The sequence below is a fragment of the Terriglobales bacterium genome, assembly GCA_035487355.1.
In the GTDB taxonomy this organism is placed as follows: domain Bacteria; phylum Acidobacteriota; class Terriglobia; order Terriglobales; family Acidobacteriaceae; genus QIAW01.
Map to the genome: position 1 here is coordinate 126483 of DATHMF010000086.1, position 21142 is coordinate 147624.

Genomic DNA, 21142 nt, shown 5'->3' on the forward strand with positions numbered 1-21142 from the left:
ATGGACAACACAATTCTCACGCTGGTAGCTTTTGTCCCTCTGGCCGGGGCGCTGCTGTTGCTCTTGTTCCCGCGCAACGACAATGCAATTCGCTGGGGTGCACTGGCCATTTCCCTGCTCACCTTCGTGCTCTCCTTGCATCTTCCGTTTCATTTTGATAACAGCAAAGTGGGCTTTCAGTTTTCGGTTGATCACTCTTGGATTGGCAGCCCCAACATCCGCTATCACTTGGGTGTGGATGGCATCTCGCTCTGGCTGGTTTTGCTGACCACCTTCCTGGTGCCGTTGAGCGTGCTGATCTCATGGCATTCGGTGCATGACCGGGTAAAAGAATTTTTCGCCCTGTTGCTAGTGCTGGAAACCGCCATGTTGGGTGTCTTCCTGTCGCTCGACATGTTCCTCTTCTATGTCTTCTGGGAGGCGACGCTTATCCCGATGGCGTTGCTCATCGGAATCTGGGGACACGAACGGCGCGTCTATGCCGCCGTAAAGTTTTTCCTCTACACCATGGTCGCTTCGGTATTCATGCTGGCGGCGATCATCTGGCTGTACGTCCACGCGGGCAGCTTTGATTACGCGACGATTCGTACGAAACTCGCCACTGGCGAGATTGCTCTTGGCGGCAACGCTGCCCTGTGGCTCTTCCTGGGGTTCTTTATCGCATTTGCCGTAAAGGTTCCCATCTTTCCCCTGCACACATGGTTGCCAGACGCGCACGTGGAAGCGCCGACCGCCGGATCTGTCTTACTGGCTGGCGTGCTGCTCAAAATGGGAACTTATGGATTGCTGCGTTTCAACGTCGCACTCTTTCCGGATGAAGCCCGGCGCCATGCGCCGTGGATTGTTGCGCTGGCCATCATCGGCATCATCTACGGAGCGCTGGTGGCGATGGTGCAACCCAATTTGAAAAAGCTTATCGCCTATTCTTCGGTGAGCCATCTTGGTTTCTGCGTACTCGGCATCTTCACCTTCACTGCCATGGGGACCGACGGCGCTGTCTACCAGATGCTGAACCACGGTGTCTCTACCGGAGCTCTCTTCATGCTCGCAGGCATGCTCTACGAACGGCGGCATACATATGAGATCAGTGAGTTTGGCGGCCTGGCTACGCCCATGCCGATCTATGCCACCTTCTTTCTATTGATCACTCTTTCTTCCATCGGCTTGCCGCTGCTGAATGGATTTGTAGGCGAGTTCCTGGTTTTGAATGGAGCCTTCCAGGCAAAGGCCTTGTTTGGCGTTCTGGCGGCCACGGGCGTCATCTGGAGCGCCTGCTACATGCTCTGGATGTACCAGCGCGTCTTCTACGGCCAGGTCACCGTGCCGGTGAACAACACACTGCCGGATGCCAATCTGCGTGAGCGCATTGCGCTGTGGCCCACCGTGGTCTTCGCCCTCATTATGGGCGTTGCTTCCTCGCTGTGGATGAACGCTATTGATCCTGCGGTTCGGGCTGCCATTCCTTCTGCTGCGCATGGCATGGAAGCCGCCCAAAAGCGAGCGTCAGCCTCGCGTCAGGGCCAACCAGCCGCTCTGGGAAGTGAGAAAAAATCCTTCGAGGTTAGCCGCCGATGAACCAGATCCACGGCATCGATTATATTTGTGTTCTTCCTGAAATTATCCTGACCGTTTTCGGCATCGCGATAATGATGGCAGATCCCCTTTTTGCCCCTAAGAGCAGCCGGAAGTCCTTAGGGATTCTGGCCCTGTGCGGCGCGATTGCCTCAGCCCTAGCCACAGTTGCACAAAGCACCTACCTGTCTACTCCAGGCGATGCCGATGCCATGAGCAAAGCCTTCTTCGGCATGGTTGCCGTCAATACCTTCAGCATCTTCTTTCATCTTCTGATCGCACTGATTGTCATCGTCGTCATTCTTGCTTCGTACGAGTATCTGGATGTCCAGCACATCAACCTGGGCGAATACTACGGGCTGATCCTGTTCGGCGCTGTGGGCATGATGCTGATGTCTTCGGCCACGGAGCTGGTGCTGATCTTCATTGCGCTGGAAATTTCTTCCATTGCGACGTATGTTCTGGCCGGGTTTCGCCGCAAATTTGCCAGCAGCAGTGAATCGTCGCTGAAATATTTCCTGCTGGGGTCGTTTGCTACCGCCTTCTTCCTCTATGGCATCGCACTGATGTTCGGCGCGACGGGCTCGACCAACATCACGGAAATCGCTACAGCATTGCGGGGAGGAAACACCGGTGTGCTGGCGTATGTAGCCATTGCACTGATGTTTGTAGGAATCGGCTTCAAGATCGCTGCCGCACCCTTTCATGTTTGGACGCCTGACGTGTACGAAGGCGCTCCTGCGCCCATTGTGGGACTTATGTCCACTGCACCCAAGGCCGCAGCCTTTGCCGTGCTGCTTCGCATCCTGTTCGCTGCGGCTTCAGCCGATGCTTTCCACTCGGCGTGGTCCTGGCTGGTTTGGGTTTCTGCCGCACTGTCAATGACCCTGGGCAACATCGGAGCGCTGGTGCAAAACAATGTGAAGCGCTTGCTGGCTTACTCCTCCATTGCCCACGCCGGATATCTACTGGTGGCTTTTCTTGGCCCGGCGACGGGTCCTGAAAACGGCATATCAGCGGCAATCTTTTACACCGCGTCGTATGCCACAATGAATGTGGGAGCTTTCTGCATTGTGAGTCATCTGGCGGGAGACGGAGAGCGTTACGTCACCCTTGACGACTATGCAGGTCTGAGCCAGCGCTCGCCGTGGCTGGCTGCGATGCTGAGCATCTTCATGCTGTCGCTTATCGGAATTCCGCTGACTGGTGGCTTTTTTGCAAAGTATTACGTCTTCAATGCGGCCTTGCACGCGAACCTGGTTGGACTGACGGTCATTGGCATGATCAACAGCGCCATCGCCGCTTATTATTACCTGCGCGTGATCGTTGTGATGTATATGCAGGAGAGTAAGACTGATGCTCCTGTGCTTCCCGTTCCTGCCTCATTGGGTGTGGCCGTCATACTAAGCGCGGCAGCCACGCTATATCTGGGAATCTGGCCGCAACGCGTCCTGGATTATGCGGTACGCTCGGCCCATGACCTGATGCGTTGATTATTCAATTTTATTCAACCCAATTATTCAATCGCCACGGCAACATCGCGACGGGCAAAGATCCGCCCGGCCAGCAACCAGAAGACAATAACTTCCACCACTGCCACCGGCACGGTAATCAGGATGGTATGAACACTGATCTCTTTACCAACCAAAAGTTGCTGCGCCGTTGACATCAGTTCGACAACCGGAAAAATTATTCCTCCTTGTGTTTTCATGAAGTGGGCGGCCAATCCACCCCCTGCCAGAACGAACGCCCCCACGACTGCCAACAGCGGATGCAGAAATGTTGCGAAGAAGGTAGTTATAGTCGCAATCAGACAGCAGGCAAGCCACATCAGCAGCACTGCTTCCAATACCGGAGTCCAGGGAAGTGACAGTTTCGAGGCTATCCATAACGTTCCCAGCATTGTTCCGGTCAGAAACAAACCGCAGGAGATAAAGACACCAGCCAGCAGACCGGCAAGATAATCCCGCCGCTCGATGCCTTTGGAGAGCACCCCGAGCACGCGCCGGCTCTTGCGTTCATTAAAATCAGCCTGTGATGCCAGCAAGGTGGCGATCGTGATGGCATAGATCGATAGTTGCAAAAAATAGGCTTGCAGGACTTCCTGATCTACAGAGTTTTCCGGAAGAACCATCATCAAGGCAAAGGCAACCGCCAGCAAGGGATAGATCAGGACAAACCAGCGTCTCTGGCGCAGGAAGTTGGCGGCAATCAGCAGCACCGGGCTCATGCGCCCTCCTTGTGATTTTTCTCATTGGCATCGCTTTTGGCCAACTCCAGGAATACCGTCTCCAGCGACTTTCTGACGGGATTAACGCTCACAACTTCTCCACCTGCAGCCCAGGCGCGCTCGATGATGTTCCGCTGCATGGAGAGAGGTGCCAGCAAATGCAAGCGGCCATCGCGCGCTACGGCTTCAGGGAAGACTTCGTTTTTCACCCGTTGGACCACGACCTCGCATTGATCCGATGATTCCAACAACTCCGAAGTCTTGCCCAGGCGCACCACACTACCGTGATGCAGGATGGCCACGCGGTCGCAGATCATCTCGATCTCTGAAAGCAGATGGGAGCTGATAAAAACCGTCTTGCCCTTCTCCCGCGCTTTCAACAACAGCTCGCGCACAGCCACGCGCACCACCGGATCGAGCGCCGAGGTCGGCTCATCCAGGACAAGCAGATCCGGGTCGTTCACCAGGGCCTGCGCCAGGCCTACCCGCTGCAACATGCCGCGCGAAAACTTGCCTACACTGCGGTCGGCGGCCTCTTCGAGATCAAAGACCTTAAGCATCTCACGTACACGCTCGCGCAACCTGGGATCGCGCATGCCATTCAGCGCGCCATAGGTGCGTATGAGATTACGCGCAGAAAGGTGGTAGAAAGTAGGGTTTTCGGCCAGGAACCCGACGCGGCGGCGGGTGGGAGCGTGGCCAAAACTCTCTCCCAACATGCGCCCGGCGCCGCTGGTAGGACGAACAAATCCCAAGGCAATATGAATAGCCGTGGTCTTACCTGCGCCGTTTGGCCCCAGAAAACCGAAGATCTCGCCATGCTCAACTTGCAGGTTGAAATCTTTCAGGGCGTGCACCGGCTTGCTTTGCCACACGCCGCCGTATTGCTTGGAGACATGGTCGTATTCGAGAGCGTAAGCCATTCTTCAACTTCTTTCAGTTTGCGGCGGTCCTACTGCCACATTTCCCTTGTTCTGCCCCTGTCCTCGAGTAGTGGGGGTGGGGGTATTACTTGGAGTAGTCCCACCAGTCATAAACCACTTGAATTCAATAACTTACGACCGCCAAACCGGGGCTAATGCAGTCCCTAGTATCCCTCATACATCTTTTTTCCCCCGGCAAAGTATCCTCGCAATCTTTGACGTGGGCGCACTGACAATCTGCACGAGATGGCCCTTGCAGATGATGAACTAGAATTCCTCAAAAGCCAACGGTTTGATGCCGTTTTGATACCAAAGCTGCGATAGCTGTTTCGAGTCGCAAACTCGAAGCCTCTCTGGAAACAATCTGAGCGCCGCTAAGACATCAGCATCAATTTTACGCTGAGCGCAAAAAGAAAAGCCTCCGCGGCAGCGGAGGCCCTTGCGTTGTAGACCTTACTATACCTTGATGATGATGATGGCCAGCGTGTAGAGAGCCAGCGACTCGATAAGTACCAGGCCAAGAATCAGAGCGAATCGGATTCCGGCGGTGGCTCCCGGGTTGCGAGCAATCGCTTCGGAGGCTGCGGCCGTGGCCTTACCCTGGCCCAATCCGCAGAGGCCGGAGGCGATGGCCATACCAATGCCGGCAGCAATTGGTGTAGCCCAATTAACAGAAGCCGGGCTCCCGGTCCCCTGGGCATACACTGGAGCGGCAACCATCATGATTGCCACAAGCATGAACAAGAACAAAAATTTACGCATTTTATCTCCTTATGATTTCCGCCAGTCGGTGGTTGACGCTACCGTGCAAGCGTCCTCACACTCGCGGATGCTTCTATAAAGCCGTTATAAATTAGTGCTCTTCGGCGACTGCGCCGGAGAGATAAATCATGGTCATCAAAACAAAAATGTAGGCCTGCAGAAATGCTACAGCTAAATGCAGCCCGAGAAAGACCACCGGCACCAGGATAGGAACCATGGAAAAGAACGCCATGGTGACCAAGTCTCCGGCATACATATTGGCCCAAAGACGTACGGTCAACGACAACAGACGCGCCAGGTGGCTCACGATCTCGATGGGCAGCATGATGACCGCGCCCACGATGCCCAAAGGCCCCAGGAAATGCTTAGCATACTTGAGTGCTCCGTGTTTGCGGAGGCCATGCATGTTGTAATAAAAGAACGAAAGAATTGCGCAGCCCAGGGGCACTGCGGGACTTGCTGTCGGTGATTCAAAGCCTGGAATCAACCCTAACAGGTTACTCACAAGAATAAACAGGCCCAACGCCACCAGAAAAGGAGTGAATTTCTCGCTGTGATGGCCAATAATTTCTTCGCTTTGGTGATTGATGAATTCTTCGATAGTTTCCACGATGTGCTGCAAACCGTTGGGACTTTCCACGGAAAGCCGTGTACGCACCAATACGAAGAAGACAATCAGGAGAACAAATACCAGCAGCTCCATGGCGACGAAATTAGAGAACGGAGCCTCGGGATAGTGAGGCGCGAAGCCAATTTTCTGCAATAGAGGCGTAACCACACCTGCAAGGTGCTGGTTCAGGAACTGTGTAAACCAAAGTTGCTCAGGCATTGTTGATGTCTGGTTCCAAACTCGCTTAGGATTGAGATCTTGATCTTAAAGTGGTAAACAGCTCGTAAACAGCTTCGCAGAAAACGCCGACTACCGGCAAAGATAGCCCTGCAAAGAAGCCATAAACTGCTATAACCGAACTCTTGAATATAACATAGGCGCCAACTGCGATCAAAAGATACCGGAAGAGGAATCGGCGTACAACGCGGCCTGAGGGCTGAGCCTTCGGACTCTTGATGAGGAGTTCACTCAAACCATAGACAGTCCTTTCGAGCCATCGAAAATTGAGCAGCGACAGCGTGGCACCCAGCAGAAAAGCCAAGGCAAATTTCCATCCGGGACGCCAGAAGAAAACCGGGGCGGCGAAGAGCGCAACCACCAACATGCAGCGCATCATGCGGGCATAGGCTTGAGCGTAAAACTGCTCCGTTTCAGGATCTGATGGTGGGACCTCACGAGAATTTGAAGGCTCCTGCAGGGGATTGGAGTCCTCAATCATATCTATTTGCTTCCAGCTTTGGTCTCGGCGTCGGCTTCAGATAAGAGCATGCGAATTAATTCAACAAACCCGGTGATCATGCCCAACACCAGGCCGGCAATGTAAATCCAGGTGGTGTGAAGCCACTTGTCGAGAAGCGATCCCAAAAACCAGCCAATCAGAGTAGCCGCCGGTAACATAAATCCAATCTGGCTGTAACGGGCTATCAATAGCCACATGCTGCGCTTTTCATCCTGCTTATCTTCCGCTGTGGGCTGCAGCTTCGAAGAGGGGTCTTCTGGCTCTGGGGAGTTCATAGGTCTTCTCAAGAATGTATCGGATTTCACGGGGGAATGCAGCTTTTACGGTGAGGGGAGTCGTGTTTCAAAAATACCCTTAGCCCTCGGAAGAGCTGCCTCAGGGCTATTTGACGTCTACATTTCGGTGCGCCGGGGCTAAAGCCTAAAGCTTAAGAACCTTTACCCCGGCCTAAAGGCCGGGGCGCGCCGCAAAGTGGCGCAAAAGGACATTACCAATGCAGGAATCAATAAAGCTGCGAGAATAATCAGACCTTGCTGCTGCCCGTCCGGGCACCTGAGCACGCGGCCTAATTTATAATCGAAGGTTTAACTTTCACATTGAAAGAGAACCGTGTCCTTAGACGATAAAATTTACGCCGAACGAATTGAGAAGCTGGGCAAGATCTCTGCTCTGGGTCAGTTGCCCTATCCTTACAAGTTTGAGGCTTCGCATGGTATTCCACAAATCCTGGCGGAGTACTCGAGCAAGTCTGCCGAGGAACTGGAAAAAGACCGCATTACCGTAAAGGTGGCGGGGCGGCTGATGTCCATTCGCGGACAGGGCAAGGCTGGGTTCGCCCATCTGCAGCAGGCTGGGCAGCGTTTGCAAATCTATGTCCGGATGGATGCTGTCGGCGAAAATGCGTTCGCGCTCTACAAGTTGCTCGACCTGGGCGACCACATTGGCGTGAGCGGATATCTGTTCCGCACGAAGACCAACGAACTTTCGATCCACGTTGAGACCATAACGTTCTTGTCAAAAGACCTGCTTCCCTTGCCTGAGAAGTTTCATGGCCTCACGGACGTGGAGCTGCGCTACCGCCAGCGCTACGTTGATCTGTTCATGAATCCCGAGGTGCGCGAGGTTTTTGTGAAGCGCAGCAAGGTGGTGCAGGCGATCCGGCGTTTTCTTGACGCTCGCGGATACATCGAAGTTGAGACCCCGATGATGCAGCCCATCGCCGGGGGAGCGACGGCGCGTCCTTTTACTACGCATCACAATACGCTGGATATTGACCTGTACCTTCGCATTGCACCGGAGTTGTATCTCAAGCGGCTAGTCGTCGGCGGGTTGGACCGGGTGTATGAGATCAACCGCAACTTCCGCAACGAAGGCATCTCGACGCAGCACAACCCGGAATTCACCATGCTGGAGTTTTACGAAGCTTACAGCGACTACAAAGATCTTATGGGCCTGACCGAAGAGATGCTGGCGCAGGTTGCGCGCGACGTAAACGGAAGCACTAAAACTACTTTCAACGGACACGAGATTGATTTCGCCAACTGGCAGCGGCTTTCGATGCGTGAGGCGATTATCAAATTCTGGCCGGAAGAAGCGGGCGCCAAACCGGAGATGAAAGATTTTGCCGATGCTGCCTCCGTGGGCGCGCTGGTGAAGCGGTTGAACGCCGCTCACACGCCGCACATGCCCTACGATCCTAACGAACCTGCGGGAAAAACGATTGCGGCGATGTTCGAGGCGGTTGCTGAAGAGCATCTGATCCAGCCGACCATCCTCTACGACTTCCCTGTCGCGATTTCGCCGCTTTCCAAAAACAAGCGCGACGAGCCCGACTGGGTAGAACGCTTTGAAGTTTTTGTCGGAGGCCTGGAGATCGGCAACGCCTTCAGCGAACTGAATGACCCCGAGGAGCAGCGGCGGCGTTTTGAGCAACAGATTGGCGAGCGTGCCCGCGGCGACGAAGAGGCCCACGCCATGGATGAAGACTACATCCGCGCCCTGGCCTACGGCATGCCGCCTGCCGGCGGAGAAGGCATTGGCATTGACCGGCTTACCATGCTGCTCACCGACTCGCGCTCGATTCGTGATGTGATCTTGTTTCCACTTTTGCGGCCGGAGAAGGGTGCTAGTGGCAGTGAACCTGAAAACAAATAATCGAGCCAAATGAGCTTGTTTGCCCATCCAATTGTTTAGCTACTAGCTTGTGGCTGTTTTTGAATTTGGTGGGAGGCGGATTGTCGGTACTACAACACAGCCGGCGAGGGAAAAATCCAAGCGAAAGTCCGATTTCAGCCGTGGGTGGTTTCCATCGCCATCGGAGGTCCTTCGCGACGGGGCTCAGGATGACAGTGGGCGAAAAGATATAGTCTTTATTGCGGCTTGCCGCGCTATACCACACGAGCAATCATGGGATTTGACTTAAGCGAATTTCAATTTGACGCAGAAAAGCGGCGCCAGCTTGGATACAAACTGGTGGACCGCATCAACCAATACTTTTCCTCTCTTGAAGATCGCGCCGTACAACTTCCTCTCGAAAAACGCACCTTTGGCGAGTTGCACGACCACATGCCCGAGATCGGCGAAAACGCCGAGGCCGTACTCGACGAGATTTGCCGCGAGCTGATCGAAAAAGGCTTCCATGTCCCCAGTGCCAACTACTTTGGCCTGATGAATCCCACGCCCACGTACATGGCGGTGCTGGCCGAGATGCTGGTGGCAGCGCTCAATCCGCAGCTTGCAACTTTGGCGCGCTCGCAACTGGCCTCGAAGATTGAGAATGAAACCGTGCGCTGGATTGGCGAACGCGTGGGCTGGAACCGCGCTTTCGATGGAACTTTTACCAGCGGCGGAAACGAAGCCAACTTCAGCGCTCTGGCATTGGCCCTGGCGGCACACTTTCCGCAAACGGTTGAAGACGGCATCGCCTCCATTGGCGCGCAGCCGGTCTTTTACGCCTCCACGGAATCGCACCACTCGCTTGACAAATCCGCTGGGCTGCTGGGGCTAGGCCGCAAAGCCATGCGACGCGTGCCAGTCAACGATCAGGTGCAAATGGATGTGAAGAAGCTGGAGGCCACAATCCAGGAAGACACGCGCGCCGGGCACAAGCCGTTTTGTGTTGTTGCTACTGCGGGAACCACCAACTCCGGCGCAATTGACGATATGGTTGCAATTGCCGAAGTTTGCCGGCGGCATAGTCTCTGGCTGCATGTGGATGGGGCATATGGCGCCGCTGCCATCTTCAGCGACCGGCATCGTGCTTTAGTCAAAGGCATCGAACTGGCGGACTCGGTAACGTTTGATCCGCACAAGTGGCTGGCCATGCCCTTTGCTGCCGGAGTCATTCTGACCTCGCGACCGGAGCTGCTGCAACGTGCCTTCGGAGTTTCGACTCCTTACATGCCTAAAATCACCGGGGCCCCGCTGATTGATAACTTTAAAGTCAGCGTGCAATGGTCGCGACGCATGAATTCGCTGAAGCTGTGGCTGACGCTGCGCGTGCACGGACGTCAGGCCTACGAACAACTGATTGATCGGCAGTTGCAACTGGCCAGAGATTTTGCGGCCTGGGTAAAGCAGTCAGAAAATTACGAGCTGGCCGCGCCGCTTCAACTGCCTATCCTGAACCTGCGAGTAAAAGGCAAAACTGAAGTGGAAGTTGCCGCCGCCAACGCCAGCGTGGTGGATGAAGTCACGCGTGACGGCAAGCGCTGGATTTCGCTGACCACTGTAAATGGACGCAGCGTTATCCGAGTGATGATCATCAGTTATCTGACCACAGAAAAGAACATGCAGGAGCTACAACACGCTTTGGATACGGCTGCGAAGAGGTTCACCGTAACTGCCACAGGAACAGTCCTCAGTCAATAGTCTTCAGTCCTCAAGAAATGCAAATGTTTTCAAGGAACACTCTAAGCAGCTCCATGCTATAAAGCTGATCCCCACAGGCGCTACCGCGCGCGAGTGGGGCGCCCCGGTTTGGACACTTTCCGGCTGTGTGGTCACACAGCGCCGAATATCGCGGCGCATGCAGTTCAATCCTAATGTGGGCGCAGCAGACGGGTAAAGGGCTGCGGGCCTGCAGTGAAGCCTGCATAATTTGCGTCTCCACTATAGATTGCGCTGATTGTGTGCTGTCCAACTATGAGTTGGTTCGGCTGCTGGGAGACAATTTGGAGGACTTGATTATGCGAGATCCCATCCAAAGGCACGGGTGACCCAAAAGGCTTTCCATCCACGTAGAACGTGACTGTACCTGTGGGGACCGCAGCATTGCTTTCAAAATTCACAGAAGCGAAAATGGCGATCCTCTGGCGGAACTTCAGGGTAGAGATCGCGACACAACAACCATAATTAGGATCAAATAGTGCCGCATACGAGGTACTGGACAGCTTTACAACCTGGGTCAGCGGCTGCGATGTGCTGCTCAGGTGATTTCCGCTGCCGTTGTAAGCGGCTGTAAAGGTGTAGGTCCCTAAGGTCAGGACATTGGATGGATAGCATATCGCTGTACCAGTGTTATCCAGGGGCACATTGATGCAGGTGCTAATCATAGATGCTCCCTGGAAGAACGTTACGGTTCCCGGTGGGATGCTGCTGCCAGCAGCCGGTGTCACGGTAGCCGTGAGGATGATGCCCTGCCCATCACCGGATGGATTCTGATTGCTCACCAGCGTGGTAACGGTATTCACATTCACAATTTGTGTAACGGCGGGCAGGGTGCGGGAAACAAAGTTCAGATCGCCGGAATAAACAGGCGTAACCACGTGTGTTCCCAGCGAGAGTGATGAGATCGAGAAAGTGGCATGACCGCTGCCATCCAGCGTGGCAGGTGGTCCCAGCACGGTTGCGCCTTCTTTGAAGATCACAGTACCGGTGGGAATGCCTGATCCGGAAATACTGGCTGCGACTACGCCTGTGAAGGTCACGCTTTGCGTCAAGAGCGACGGATTGGGGGAGCTGGAGGAAGAAAGCGTGCTTCCTGCACGGTTCAGCAGGATACTTACATTTCCGCCCTTGTTGGCCACTACCAGGTCTGGTGCGCCGTCGTTGTTAAAATCGGCAGCGGCAATGGAGTTGGGCAAAGAGCCCGCCGGGTACCGGGTCTGCGTATTGAAAGTACCATCGCCATTGCCCAAAAGCACGCTGACATCGCCACTGCCATAGTTGGCCACAGCGAGATCAAGTTTTCCATCACCATTAAAATCGGCAACCGTGAGCGCGGCCGGATTGGTCCCGGCAGGAAAGTTGTGCGCGTTCTGGAAGGTGCCATCGCCATTTCCCAAAAGGATGCTGACATTGTTGCTGCTGAAGTTTGCAACGGCAATATCGAGTTTGCCGTCGCCATTAAAATCTCCTACCTGTACCTCATTGGGATTGGTTCCAGCGCCATAGGGAACAGCAGGGAGAAAAGTGCCGGTGCCATCGCCCTTGTTCAGCAGCACGCTGAGATTGGCCCCGGCCGGCCCACCGATATCAGCAACTACGAGATCGGGCTTGCCATCGCCGTTGAAGTCGCCAGCGGCAATCGAAATGGGATTTGCACCGACGGCATAGTCAACCCCAGGTTGAAATTTAAGATGGATATCGCCCATGCCCAAAAAAACGCTGACTTTGTTGCTGCCGTTTTCAGCCATGGCTACATCCAGTATGCCGTCACCATTGAAATCGGCAAGAGCCGCATCGGCAGGGCTGAACGTGTTGCTGTCGAAAACCCCTGATTGTACTGCGAAGGTCCCGTTACTGCTGCCGCGCAATGGAGTTCCAAAGCTACCGACGTTGTTGACCACAAACAGGTCAAGATTGCCGTCATTGTTGAAATCACCGGCAGCAACATCAAACGGAGTTTTCCCGGTAAGATACGGAGTCAGTCCCGTCAGACCACCCATACCATTACCAAAAAGTACGCTTACGGTGTTGTCAGTACCGCTGTCGGCAACAGCTACATCCTGGTTTCCATCTTTGTTGAAATCGCCAGTCACCACAGCAATAGGACTGGTTCCGGCGGCGAAGTCGTTCTTGGGAGCGAATAGACCATTCCCGAGTAAAACGCTGACCGTGTTGCCGCTGCCAGAGGCATTATTATCGGCGACGGCGAGGTCCACGACTCCATCTTTGTTGAAATCGCCGACGGCCACGAAATTTGCACTCGCGCCAGCCGCGTACTGCGCTGAGGCTTGGAAAGTAGCATCCCCGTGCCCCAGCAAGATACTCACGTTTCCATCAGTGTAGTTGGCGGTAACCAGGTCTAGCTTTCCATCACCATTCAAATCAACCGCTGCTATGGAATTAGGATTCGCCCCCACGTTAACGCTGTTCAGCAGTTGAAAGCTCCCACTGCCGTTGCCAAGCAGGATGGTCACGCTGGATGGGCCGTAATTGGCAACCGCCAGATCGGTCTTGCCGTCTCCGTTAAAATCTCCCGCTACCACCGAACTGGGGCCCGTTCCCGCCGCAAAGTTATTTGCGGCGCCAAATGTGCCATTGCCGGCACCTAACAAGACACTGATGTTATTGCTGCCGCTGTTGGCGGTCACAAGGTCGAGCTTTCCATCCCCGTTCAAGTCGGCCACGCCCACAAAAAAAGGCTGCATCCCCACCGTATAAGGGGTTGGAGCGCCGAAGCTCAAGATGCCGCCGGTGCTGGTATTCAACAATACATTGATTTGACTTGTCGAAGAGTTGGCTACCACTAAATCAGGCTTACCGTCACCGTTGAAGTCTCCGACCGCAACAAAGACGGGACCACTCCCTGCCGCAAATTCCATATTCGTGGGGAATGCACCAGAGCCATTGTTGATGAGAATCCTGACCTTGCCACCAAAATAGTCGGCGGTCGCTATATCAGGTTTCCCATCTCCGTTAAAGTCTGCTACTACGACTCCACTGGAAGACGCTGTGGTGTAGTTTGTGGCTGACGAAAAAGTTCCAGTCCCTGAGCCTGTGAAAATACTGATGCTGCCACCGTTATTTTCAACGGCCAAATCCGGTATTCCATCCCCATTGAAATCACCGACCGCCACCGCTCCAGGGTATGAACCGGCTGTGTAAGGAACGGCGGGCTGAAATCCGCCGGCATTGCCCGTGGCCGGCAGAAACAGAATGATAGCCAGCAGAATCAGAATTGAGTTCCGCTGCGCCATTGGCCTTACCGAAACAACCGGGGCCGGTTCAGATGCCAGTTTGCCCGCAAGGGTTAATACGACATTAGTAAGCCTAAGACAAACCACTACCAGGAATGATCGCAGCAAGCTCAATTGAATCTTACCCGCCTGTTCTGTTTAGCATGCTTCAGGAAGGCTTTGAAACACATGAGCCGGTTCCGAAGTTCGGGAACCGGCCATGTCTACTTCCTTCCCCAATTTCACTGACGATGGTTAGCTTGTAAACTCTGCCCCGGTAGCGGGTCAATGTTCCCGGAGAGGAATGACTATTCCCATCTAAGTTATTGATTTAGCAATTCTTAGTACAAGACATTCCCGAAATTGCATTTTCCCATTTTCTCTCCAAAGAGAGGTGTTAGACTTTATTACCTTCTTCCCTGATGGCTGCCCCACTGCAAAATTCGCTCCCAGGGCCACGTGTATTGCGCTTTGGTGTCTTTGAGGCCGATCTCCGGACCTTTGAGTTGCGCAAATTCGGCAACAAGATCAACATTCAACGGCAGCCCTTTCAGGTGCTGGCGGCCCTGCTGGAAAAGCCTGGGGAAGTTGTCACACGCCAGGAGTTACAGCAAAAAATATGGCCCGGAGACACGTTTGTTGACTTCGATCTGGGGCTGAATAAGGCCATCACCAAATTACGGGCGATTTTGGATGATGATGCGGCCAATCCTCGCTTCATCGAGACCGCTCCCCGGGTTGGATACCGTTTTCTTGGCGCAGTAGTGACTGCCCCACGCGATGCCGCCCCAGAAAAGGAACCAGATGTTCCCCAGGAAAAGAGTTCCCCAGCAACTAGCGAAGCGGTTAGTCCAATTCCATCTGCAGAGAATCTGCCCCCATTACCGCGCTCTCGGCGCCAGTGGCCAATCTATGTGGGATCGCTTCTGGCACTCATTGTGGCCGGTTCGGTTTTGTATCCTGCGCTGCATGAAAAATGGACAGAGTGGCGTGGCGGCACCGGGCGTCAATTTAATTCCATAGCCGTGTTGCCGCTGGAAAATCTCTCGGGCGATGCATCGCAAGATTATTTTGCCGATGGGATCACCGAAGAGTTGACCACCGACCTTGCCAAGATCCCCGATCTGCGTGTCAGCTCGCGCACTTCCGTGATGCGCTTTAAGGATGCCCACCAAGCCTTGCCTGAGATCGCAAAAGAGCTGAAAGTTGAAGCAATCGTTGAAGGTTCGGTGACCCGCATCGGCAATAAAGTCCGCATTACGGCGCAACTCATCGACGCCGGTAAAGACCAACACCTGTGGGCGGAAAGCTATGACAGCGAGATACGCGACATCCTGAGCGTGCAGAACACCCTGGCGCGGGCCATTGCCCACGAAATTCGCGTTAACCTGACCACCGAGCAGGAGCAGCGGATGATCCCGGCATCTCACGTTCCGCCGGCAGATGCCTATGAAGCTTATCTGAAAGGGCGCCACTACTTTCTGCAATGGACAGACGAAGGTGTGCAGAAAAGCTGTGATAGCTTCCAACAGGCGATTCAAAGTGACAGCACCTATGCCGAAGCTTATGTAGGCATGGCAGATTGCTACACCGCGCGGGCATCCAACGGTCTGCTTAAGCCTGATGAGGCCATGGCGAAAGCCAAGGAGTTCGCGCAAAAAGCCCTGGAATTGAACCCTTCGCTTCCGCAGGCTCATGGTGTGCTGGGAACCATTCTGCTGAACTATGACTGGAACTATCCTGCGGCCTACATTGAACTGCAGAAGATGGCTGATCTGAGTCCCAATAATCCTGAGGCCCACTTGCGGCTGGTCTCGTACTACCATGCCGTGGGAGAGATGGATAAAGCCGCAGAGGAAGCCAAATTGGCGCAGAAGCTCGATCCGGTCACGCCCTTTGTGTGCTCGAGCCTGGGCATGACGTATTTGTTCGCGGCGAAATACGATGACTCCATAACGGAGTTCAACAAGTGCATAGATTTAGACGAGAATTTTCCTTGGACGCATTGGGGCTTGGTGCACGACTACGAAGCCAAGAAAGATTATTGGGATGCGATCGAAGAACGCCGCAAGTTGCTGCTCGCAGGTCATGAGGAAAATCTCACGGAAGAGATGATGCAGATTTACAAACACAGTGGCTACTCAGCCGCGCGCGCATATGCCGTCCAACACGACCTCGATCCGAAACACAACTCGTCTTTCACTGTTGCCTACGCGAACGTCGAACTGGGAAACAAATCGAAGGCTCTCGAGTATCTGCAGAAAGCCTACGATGAGCGTGACAGCCAGATGATTCAGCTCAAAGTGAACTCTCTTTTCGACGGCCTGCGCTCTGAGCCCCAATTCCAGCAATTACTACAGAAGATTGGAAGTTGACCGTCAAAGTCTTGCTATTTTCTGCCGCCGAAAGGAATTTCGATTCATTATGGCGCCATTGCGCGATTTGGTGCAGGAGCAACGCCTGTTGCGCTTCGGAAATTTCGAAGCCGACCTGCGAACACTCGAACTGCGTAAATTTGGCCTTCGATTAAACCTTCAGCGCCAGCCCTTTCAGGTGTTGGCTGCGCTGCTGGAGAAGCCGGGAGATATTGTTACGCGCCTGGAGTTGCAGCAAAGAATCTGGCCGGAAGATACCTTCGTTCATTTTGACCTGGGCCTCAACAAAGCCATCGCCAAATTACGCGCCGCTCTGAACGATGATCCGGCAAACCCGCGCTATATTGAGACGGTTCCGCGCGTAGGTTATCGCTTTCTGTATCCGGTAACCACCGCAATCTCATCGCAAGTATCGTTATCAGGCACGGTAGTTAGCACCGTGCAAAATGGTCGCGGCAGCCCCATAGCAGACACATCGCAAGCAGAGATTGTTAATCCGGTACCGCTCCCTGCTCCCAATCTCTTCGCGCATAGGCGTATGCGGCTACGGCTCGCGTTGCTGGTGGTGCTCGCCGTCGCCATTGTCGCTGGCGCAGTTCGCGCAATCCGCTGGTGGCCGGCCCGCAATCCGGGTTATCACTTCCAATCCATTGCAGTACTGCCGTTGGAGAACCTTTCCGGCGATCCTTCAGAGAATTACTTCGCTGAGGGGATTACCGACGAATTGATTACCAATCTGGCCAAGATCAAATCACTCCATGTGCGCTCATTTACTTCGGTCATACGCTACCAGAACGCGCACAAATCGCCCGCGGATATTGCCCGTGAACTGAGTGTGGACGCCCTAGTGGAAGGTTCGGTGACCAAGGTGGGAGACAGGATCCGCATCACGGTTCAACTGACGGAACCGGTGCGGGGTTCGATACTTTGGGTGAAAAGTTATGACACCGATTTGCGCGACGTAATCACCGCCGAAACTGACCTGGCGAAGATGATTGGGCGTGAAGTGCATGCTAACTTTGATCCCAGTGAAGAACAGTTTTTTGCGCGGACTTCACACCCTCTGGTCCCTGCAGCATACTTAAGCTATCTCAAGGGGCATTACCTGTTTCATAAGCAGCAGCTCGACCGGGCTGATATACAGCAGAGCTGCAGCGCCTTTCAGGGTGCGATTGCCGCGGACGCGGCCTTCTCGCCCGCCTATACGGGAATGGCGCAGTGTTTACAGTGGCAAGAGACACGGCACTACATTTCGCACGAGGAATCGAATGCGGAGTCGTTCGCCCTGAAAGCGGTGGAACTTGACCCGCAATCTTCGAAGGCACATGCCATTCTGGGATCAATTTATTTTTATCACGACTGGAATTGGCCAGCAGCAGAACAACAGTTAAAACAGGCGATTGAACTGAACCCTAACGAGGCCGAAGTGCATTCCCTCTACGCGGAATATTTAAAAGTCATGGGCCGTCTGCCCGAGGCCCTGGATGAAATTCGGCGCGCTCAGCAACTTGATCCCCTGGAGTTCTATTATTTTCTCTCCAGCGGCTACTACCTCCTCTATATGCATCGCTATGATGAGGCTGAAGTCGACTTCAATAAGGTCCTTCAAGTCATTCCCGATAACATCTCCGCCCTCACCGGGTTGGCCGAGGCTTACGAAAAGCAAGGAGACCTGGAACGGGCAGCTGAATGCTGGCAAAAATATGAGACTGCGGAAGACCAAAAACCCGATGTTGCTCCTTTCATGGAAACCTATAGAATGCGCGGATTCCATGCGGCCAAACAAGAGTATCTGGAAGCGCGCGTTCAACTAGGTCAGAAAAATTTCCGCCGCGGCGTGGAATGGGAAAAACTGAATCTTGCTTATTTAAACGCCATGCTCGACCACAGAAAACAGGCGCTTGGCTTCCTTGAGCTTGCCTACCAATCGCATATGACGCCTCTCATTAACCTCAAAATTGACTCGCGCTTTGACCGGCTTCGTAATGATCCGGAATTCAAAGATCTGCTCAAGCGCATGAAACTGGCGGACCAATAAAATTCTTGGGGAGCACAAAAGCAACTATGAAACGAATCTGTGTATTCTGCGGCTCGAATCCTGGGCGACGAGCCGCCTACCGCGAGGCAGCCGTGGCCATCGGACATCTGCTTGCCGAACGCAACCTCGAACTGGTGTACGGCGGCGCCAACGTGGGATTGATGGGAATCGTGGCCAACGCTGTTCTGGAAAAAGGAGGCGTGGTGACGGGGGTCATTCCCGAGGTGCTGGTCGCCCAGGAATTAGCGCACAGGGGCATCCAGAACCTGCGCGTGGTGGGCTCCATGCATGAGCGCAAGGCGCTGATGGCCGATCTTTCAGATGGCTTCATCGCCCTGCCGGGCGGGTTCGGCACCTTCGAAGAATTCTGCGAGATCGTCACATGGTCGCAGCTTGGACTGCAGGAAAAGCCCTGCGGGCTCCTCAATGTAGAGAACTACTACCAGCCTCTGCTCGCGCTCTTTGACCACGCCGTAGAGGAAGGCTTTCTCATGCCCGAAAACCGCAAAATCGTGCTGGCACATCCCGAACCTGAGGTTCTGTTGGATACGTTGTTGACCTTCAAGCCTGTGTCGAAAAGACCGTGGCTCGACCGCGGCAACAGGTAAAGTGTTCTACAGCGCGTGATCCTTCAGTTCGACGCCGAATTATTTCCTGCTGGCGGGTGGAATAATTCCATTCATGCGCAGATATTCCACCATCTGTCCATAATGATCGAAGCTGTGCCAGGTCAGCATAGTAGCCATAGCCAGACGAGGCATCTTGCTCTTGGGATTCCATGGGCTGGTGATCATTTCTGTTGCGTTCTGATCGTTGACCGTAGCGACTGCGCGATGGGCCGCGGCAAAGGAGTCTCGCAGTAGCTTCAAGACGTCTTCCCTGCTCTTGATATCATCAGGACCGTTATCGAGCGTAGGATCAATTTGAGGTTTTTCCTGCAACAATGCCGATGAGAGAGCAAGATTGGTGGCAGCTACGTGCTTGATCTGGAGTGCGAAGGTACGCACGCCCGTAAATTCGCCGTTGGTCGGAGCAAAATTGAATTTATCTTCCGGCATAGCCTCGGCTGCGGGGACAAAGTCCTTTTCCAAAGTACTTAGCTGCCGGTCGAGCACCTGGGCGATGGTCGGCTGTGAGACAGCCGGTTGTGGAGTGGCAACAGGTTGCTGTTCTTTCGGCTTGTCTTTTGAATTGCCCTGGGCCATCGCTCCAGCCGCCAATATCAGGGAAAACAAAATTGCCATAATCGCATTTTTCATATTCGTACTCTCCTTAGCGCAAGCAATTAGGACGTTCAGCCTTGGGATTGGTAAGCAGCCGGAACTTCTTTTGGTGGATTTTTTTCGTCAAACGGCCATTCGCGGTTCTTCCAGGCGCGGATAAAAAAAACAACCAACCCGGTCAGAAGAATCACAGCAGCATAGCGCAATTCCCTGGCAAAATTCTTGCGAAAAACCAAAATATATAAAAATCCTGCAATGGCCAGCACTGCGGGAAGCGGATACAACCACATGCGGAACGGCCGGGAAGCCTCAGGATGCGTGCTACGCAGAATCAGCAATCCCACGGATTGCACGAGAAACTGAATGATAATCCTGATCACCACCAGGGCCGCGATGACATCTGCCAGGCGCAAAAAACAACATAAGATTGCAACTGCACCCAGTGCCAGAAGAGACACGTGGGGAATTTTGTGCACGGGATGAATCCGCCGAAATATTTTGAAATAGTTGCCATCCATGGCAGCGGCGTAGGGCACGCGCGAATATCCCAGGAGCAGTGAAAACACCGAGGCAAAAGCTGTCCACATAATAAGGAGTGCGGCCAGAACTCCTGCCCAGTGGCCATAGACTCGCTCCATCATGGTGGAGATCACGTAGTGTGTATCGGATTTCGCGGCCGCTTCCAGTTCGCGCCAGGGCAACACGCCCAGAATGCTGATGTTCATCACGATGTAAATCGCACCGACCGCGGCAATGGAATACACCAGCGCCCTCGGAATGGTTCGCACGGGATCTTTGATCTCGTCGCCCAAGAAACAGACGTTGTAATAGCCCCAATAGTCATAGGCGGAAATGAGCAACGCAGCTCCTAATCCCAGCAGGAACCCTTTATCCAGGTGAAATGCATGGGGAGGAAAATCAAAAGCCCGGGCAGCGCTGAAATGTGTGAGACCGGTAGTGATGACCCAGGCGATGGTGCCAAGCACTCCGCCCCACAGCAAGAGGGAAAGCCTGCTCACAAGCGCGATACGCCGGTAAAGCAGAATCATCGCCAACAGGCAGGCGCCAATAGCGACACAAGTTGAACCATTTGCCAAAACACGAATTTGCAACATTCCCAAGAACGGCAGCGAAACGGAGAGCGTGTGCTCCAGCCATGCCGGGGTCAGCGATGGAAACAAATAGGCGGAATACAGCGCCAGCCCGATGCATCCCGATGCAATGGAAAGAGGCGCGCTGAAAGAGAGCTGCCAGATGAAGAGAAACGAAAACAGCTTTCCCAGTTTAGGCCCGTAGATTTCTTTCAAATAACGATACGAACCGCCCGAGCCCGGCATGGCCGCACCCAGCTCAGCCCACACCATGCCGTCGCACATGGCGAGCATGGCACCGAGAATCCAGCCCAACATGGCCTGCGGGCCCGCCATGGCGCTGATGATCAGCGGAATGGTAATAAAGGGGCCGACGCCGATCATGTCAATCATGTTCAGGGCGGTCGCACTCAAAAGCCCGACATCCCGCCTGAGTTCTGATTTTTCTATGGTCATGA

16 protein-coding genes are annotated in these 21142 nt (G+C 54.0%); 7 read left to right on the plus strand and 9 right to left on the minus strand.

Annotated features, from left to right (window positions below; all coding sequences use genetic code 11):
- Positions 1–1575 (plus strand): NADH-quinone oxidoreductase subunit M, encoded by a 1575-nt coding sequence (locus tag VK738_15955; protein HTD24152.1) that lies wholly within the window; start codon positions 1–3, stop codon positions 1573–1575.
- Complete coding sequence (locus tag VK738_15960) at positions 1572–3065, plus strand: NADH-quinone oxidoreductase subunit N (GenBank protein HTD24153.1); 1494 nt, start codon at positions 1572–1574, stop codon at positions 3063–3065. Before VK738_15955 ends, VK738_15960 begins: the two co-directional genes overlap by 4 nt.
- 23 nt (positions 3066–3088) lie before the next feature.
- On the opposite strand, the gene VK738_15965 is transcribed toward VK738_15960, so the two are convergent.
- The 6 genes from VK738_15965 to VK738_15990 form a co-directional block, all read right to left on the minus strand.
- Entirely contained in the window at positions 3089–3793 is a 705-nt protein-coding gene (locus VK738_15965) for a hypothetical protein (GenBank protein ID HTD24154.1), read from the minus strand.
- Between the two features lie 5 nt (positions 3794–3798).
- Positions 3799–4725 (minus strand): ABC transporter ATP-binding protein, encoded by a 927-nt coding sequence (locus VK738_15970; GenBank protein ID HTD24155.1) that lies wholly within the window; start codon positions 4723–4725, stop codon positions 3799–3801.
- Between the two features lie 456 nt (positions 4726–5181).
- Entirely contained in the window at positions 5182–5487 is a 306-nt protein-coding gene (locus VK738_15975) for an ATP synthase F0 subunit C (GenBank protein ID HTD24156.1), read from the minus strand.
- Positions 5488–5578: 91 nt separating this feature from the next.
- Positions 5579–6316, minus strand: coding sequence for a F0F1 ATP synthase subunit A (atpB, locus tag VK738_15980; GenBank protein ID HTD24157.1), 738 nt, complete (start codon positions 6314–6316; stop codon positions 5579–5581).
- Between the two features lie 25 nt (positions 6317–6341).
- Entirely contained in the window at positions 6342–6815 is a 474-nt protein-coding gene (locus VK738_15985; GenBank protein ID HTD24158.1) for an ATP synthase subunit I, read from the minus strand.
- A 2-nt stretch (positions 6816–6817) separates the two neighbouring features.
- Positions 6818–7111, minus strand: coding sequence for an AtpZ/AtpI family protein (locus tag VK738_15990; protein ID HTD24159.1), 294 nt, complete (start codon positions 7109–7111; stop codon positions 6818–6820).
- 334 nt (positions 7112–7445) lie between these two features.
- Here VK738_15990 and lysS point away from each other — a divergent pair, with 334 nt between their 5' ends.
- Entirely contained in the window at positions 7446–8990 is a 1545-nt protein-coding gene (lysS, locus tag VK738_15995) for a lysine--tRNA ligase (protein HTD24160.1), read from the plus strand.
- A 252-nt stretch (positions 8991–9242) separates the two neighbouring features.
- On the plus strand, positions 9243–10706 hold the full coding sequence (locus VK738_16000; GenBank protein HTD24161.1) for an aminotransferase class I/II-fold pyridoxal phosphate-dependent enzyme: 1464 nt from the start codon (positions 9243–9245) through the stop codon (positions 10704–10706).
- 170 nt (positions 10707–10876) lie between these two features.
- Here the strand turns inward: VK738_16000 and VK738_16005 are convergent, their stop codons facing one another.
- The gene (locus VK738_16005; protein ID HTD24162.1) at positions 10877–13978 is read right to left on the minus strand and encodes an FG-GAP-like repeat-containing protein; all 3102 of its coding nucleotides are present in this window, start codon (positions 13976–13978) and stop codon (positions 10877–10879) included.
- A 443-nt stretch (positions 13979–14421) separates the two neighbouring features.
- On the opposite strand from VK738_16005, the gene VK738_16010 reads away from it, so the two are divergent.
- Genes VK738_16010 through VK738_16020 form a run of 3 tightly spaced genes read left to right on the plus strand, consistent with a single transcriptional unit; the run spans position 14422 to position 18978 of the window.
- Complete coding sequence (locus tag VK738_16010; protein ID HTD24163.1) at positions 14422–16332, plus strand: winged helix-turn-helix domain-containing protein; 1911 nt, start codon at positions 14422–14424, stop codon at positions 16330–16332.
- Between the two features lie 49 nt (positions 16333–16381).
- Complete coding sequence (locus VK738_16015) at positions 16382–18370, plus strand: winged helix-turn-helix domain-containing protein (protein ID HTD24164.1); 1989 nt, start codon at positions 16382–16384, stop codon at positions 18368–18370.
- Positions 18371–18396: 26 nt separating this feature from the next.
- Positions 18397–18978 carry a TIGR00730 family Rossman fold protein gene (locus VK738_16020; protein HTD24165.1) on the plus strand — a complete coding sequence of 194 codons (582 nt, stop codon included), beginning with the start codon at positions 18397–18399 and terminating at the stop codon, positions 18976–18978.
- A gap of 39 nt (positions 18979–19017) precedes the next feature.
- Here the strand turns inward: VK738_16020 and VK738_16025 are convergent, their stop codons facing one another.
- Positions 19018–19629, minus strand: coding sequence for a DinB family protein (locus VK738_16025; protein HTD24166.1), 612 nt, complete (start codon positions 19627–19629; stop codon positions 19018–19020).
- Between the two features lie 35 nt (positions 19630–19664).
- Positions 19665–21140, minus strand: coding sequence for an APC family permease (locus VK738_16030; protein ID HTD24167.1), 1476 nt, complete (start codon positions 21138–21140; stop codon positions 19665–19667).
- Between the last annotated feature and the right edge of the window lie 2 nt (positions 21141–21142).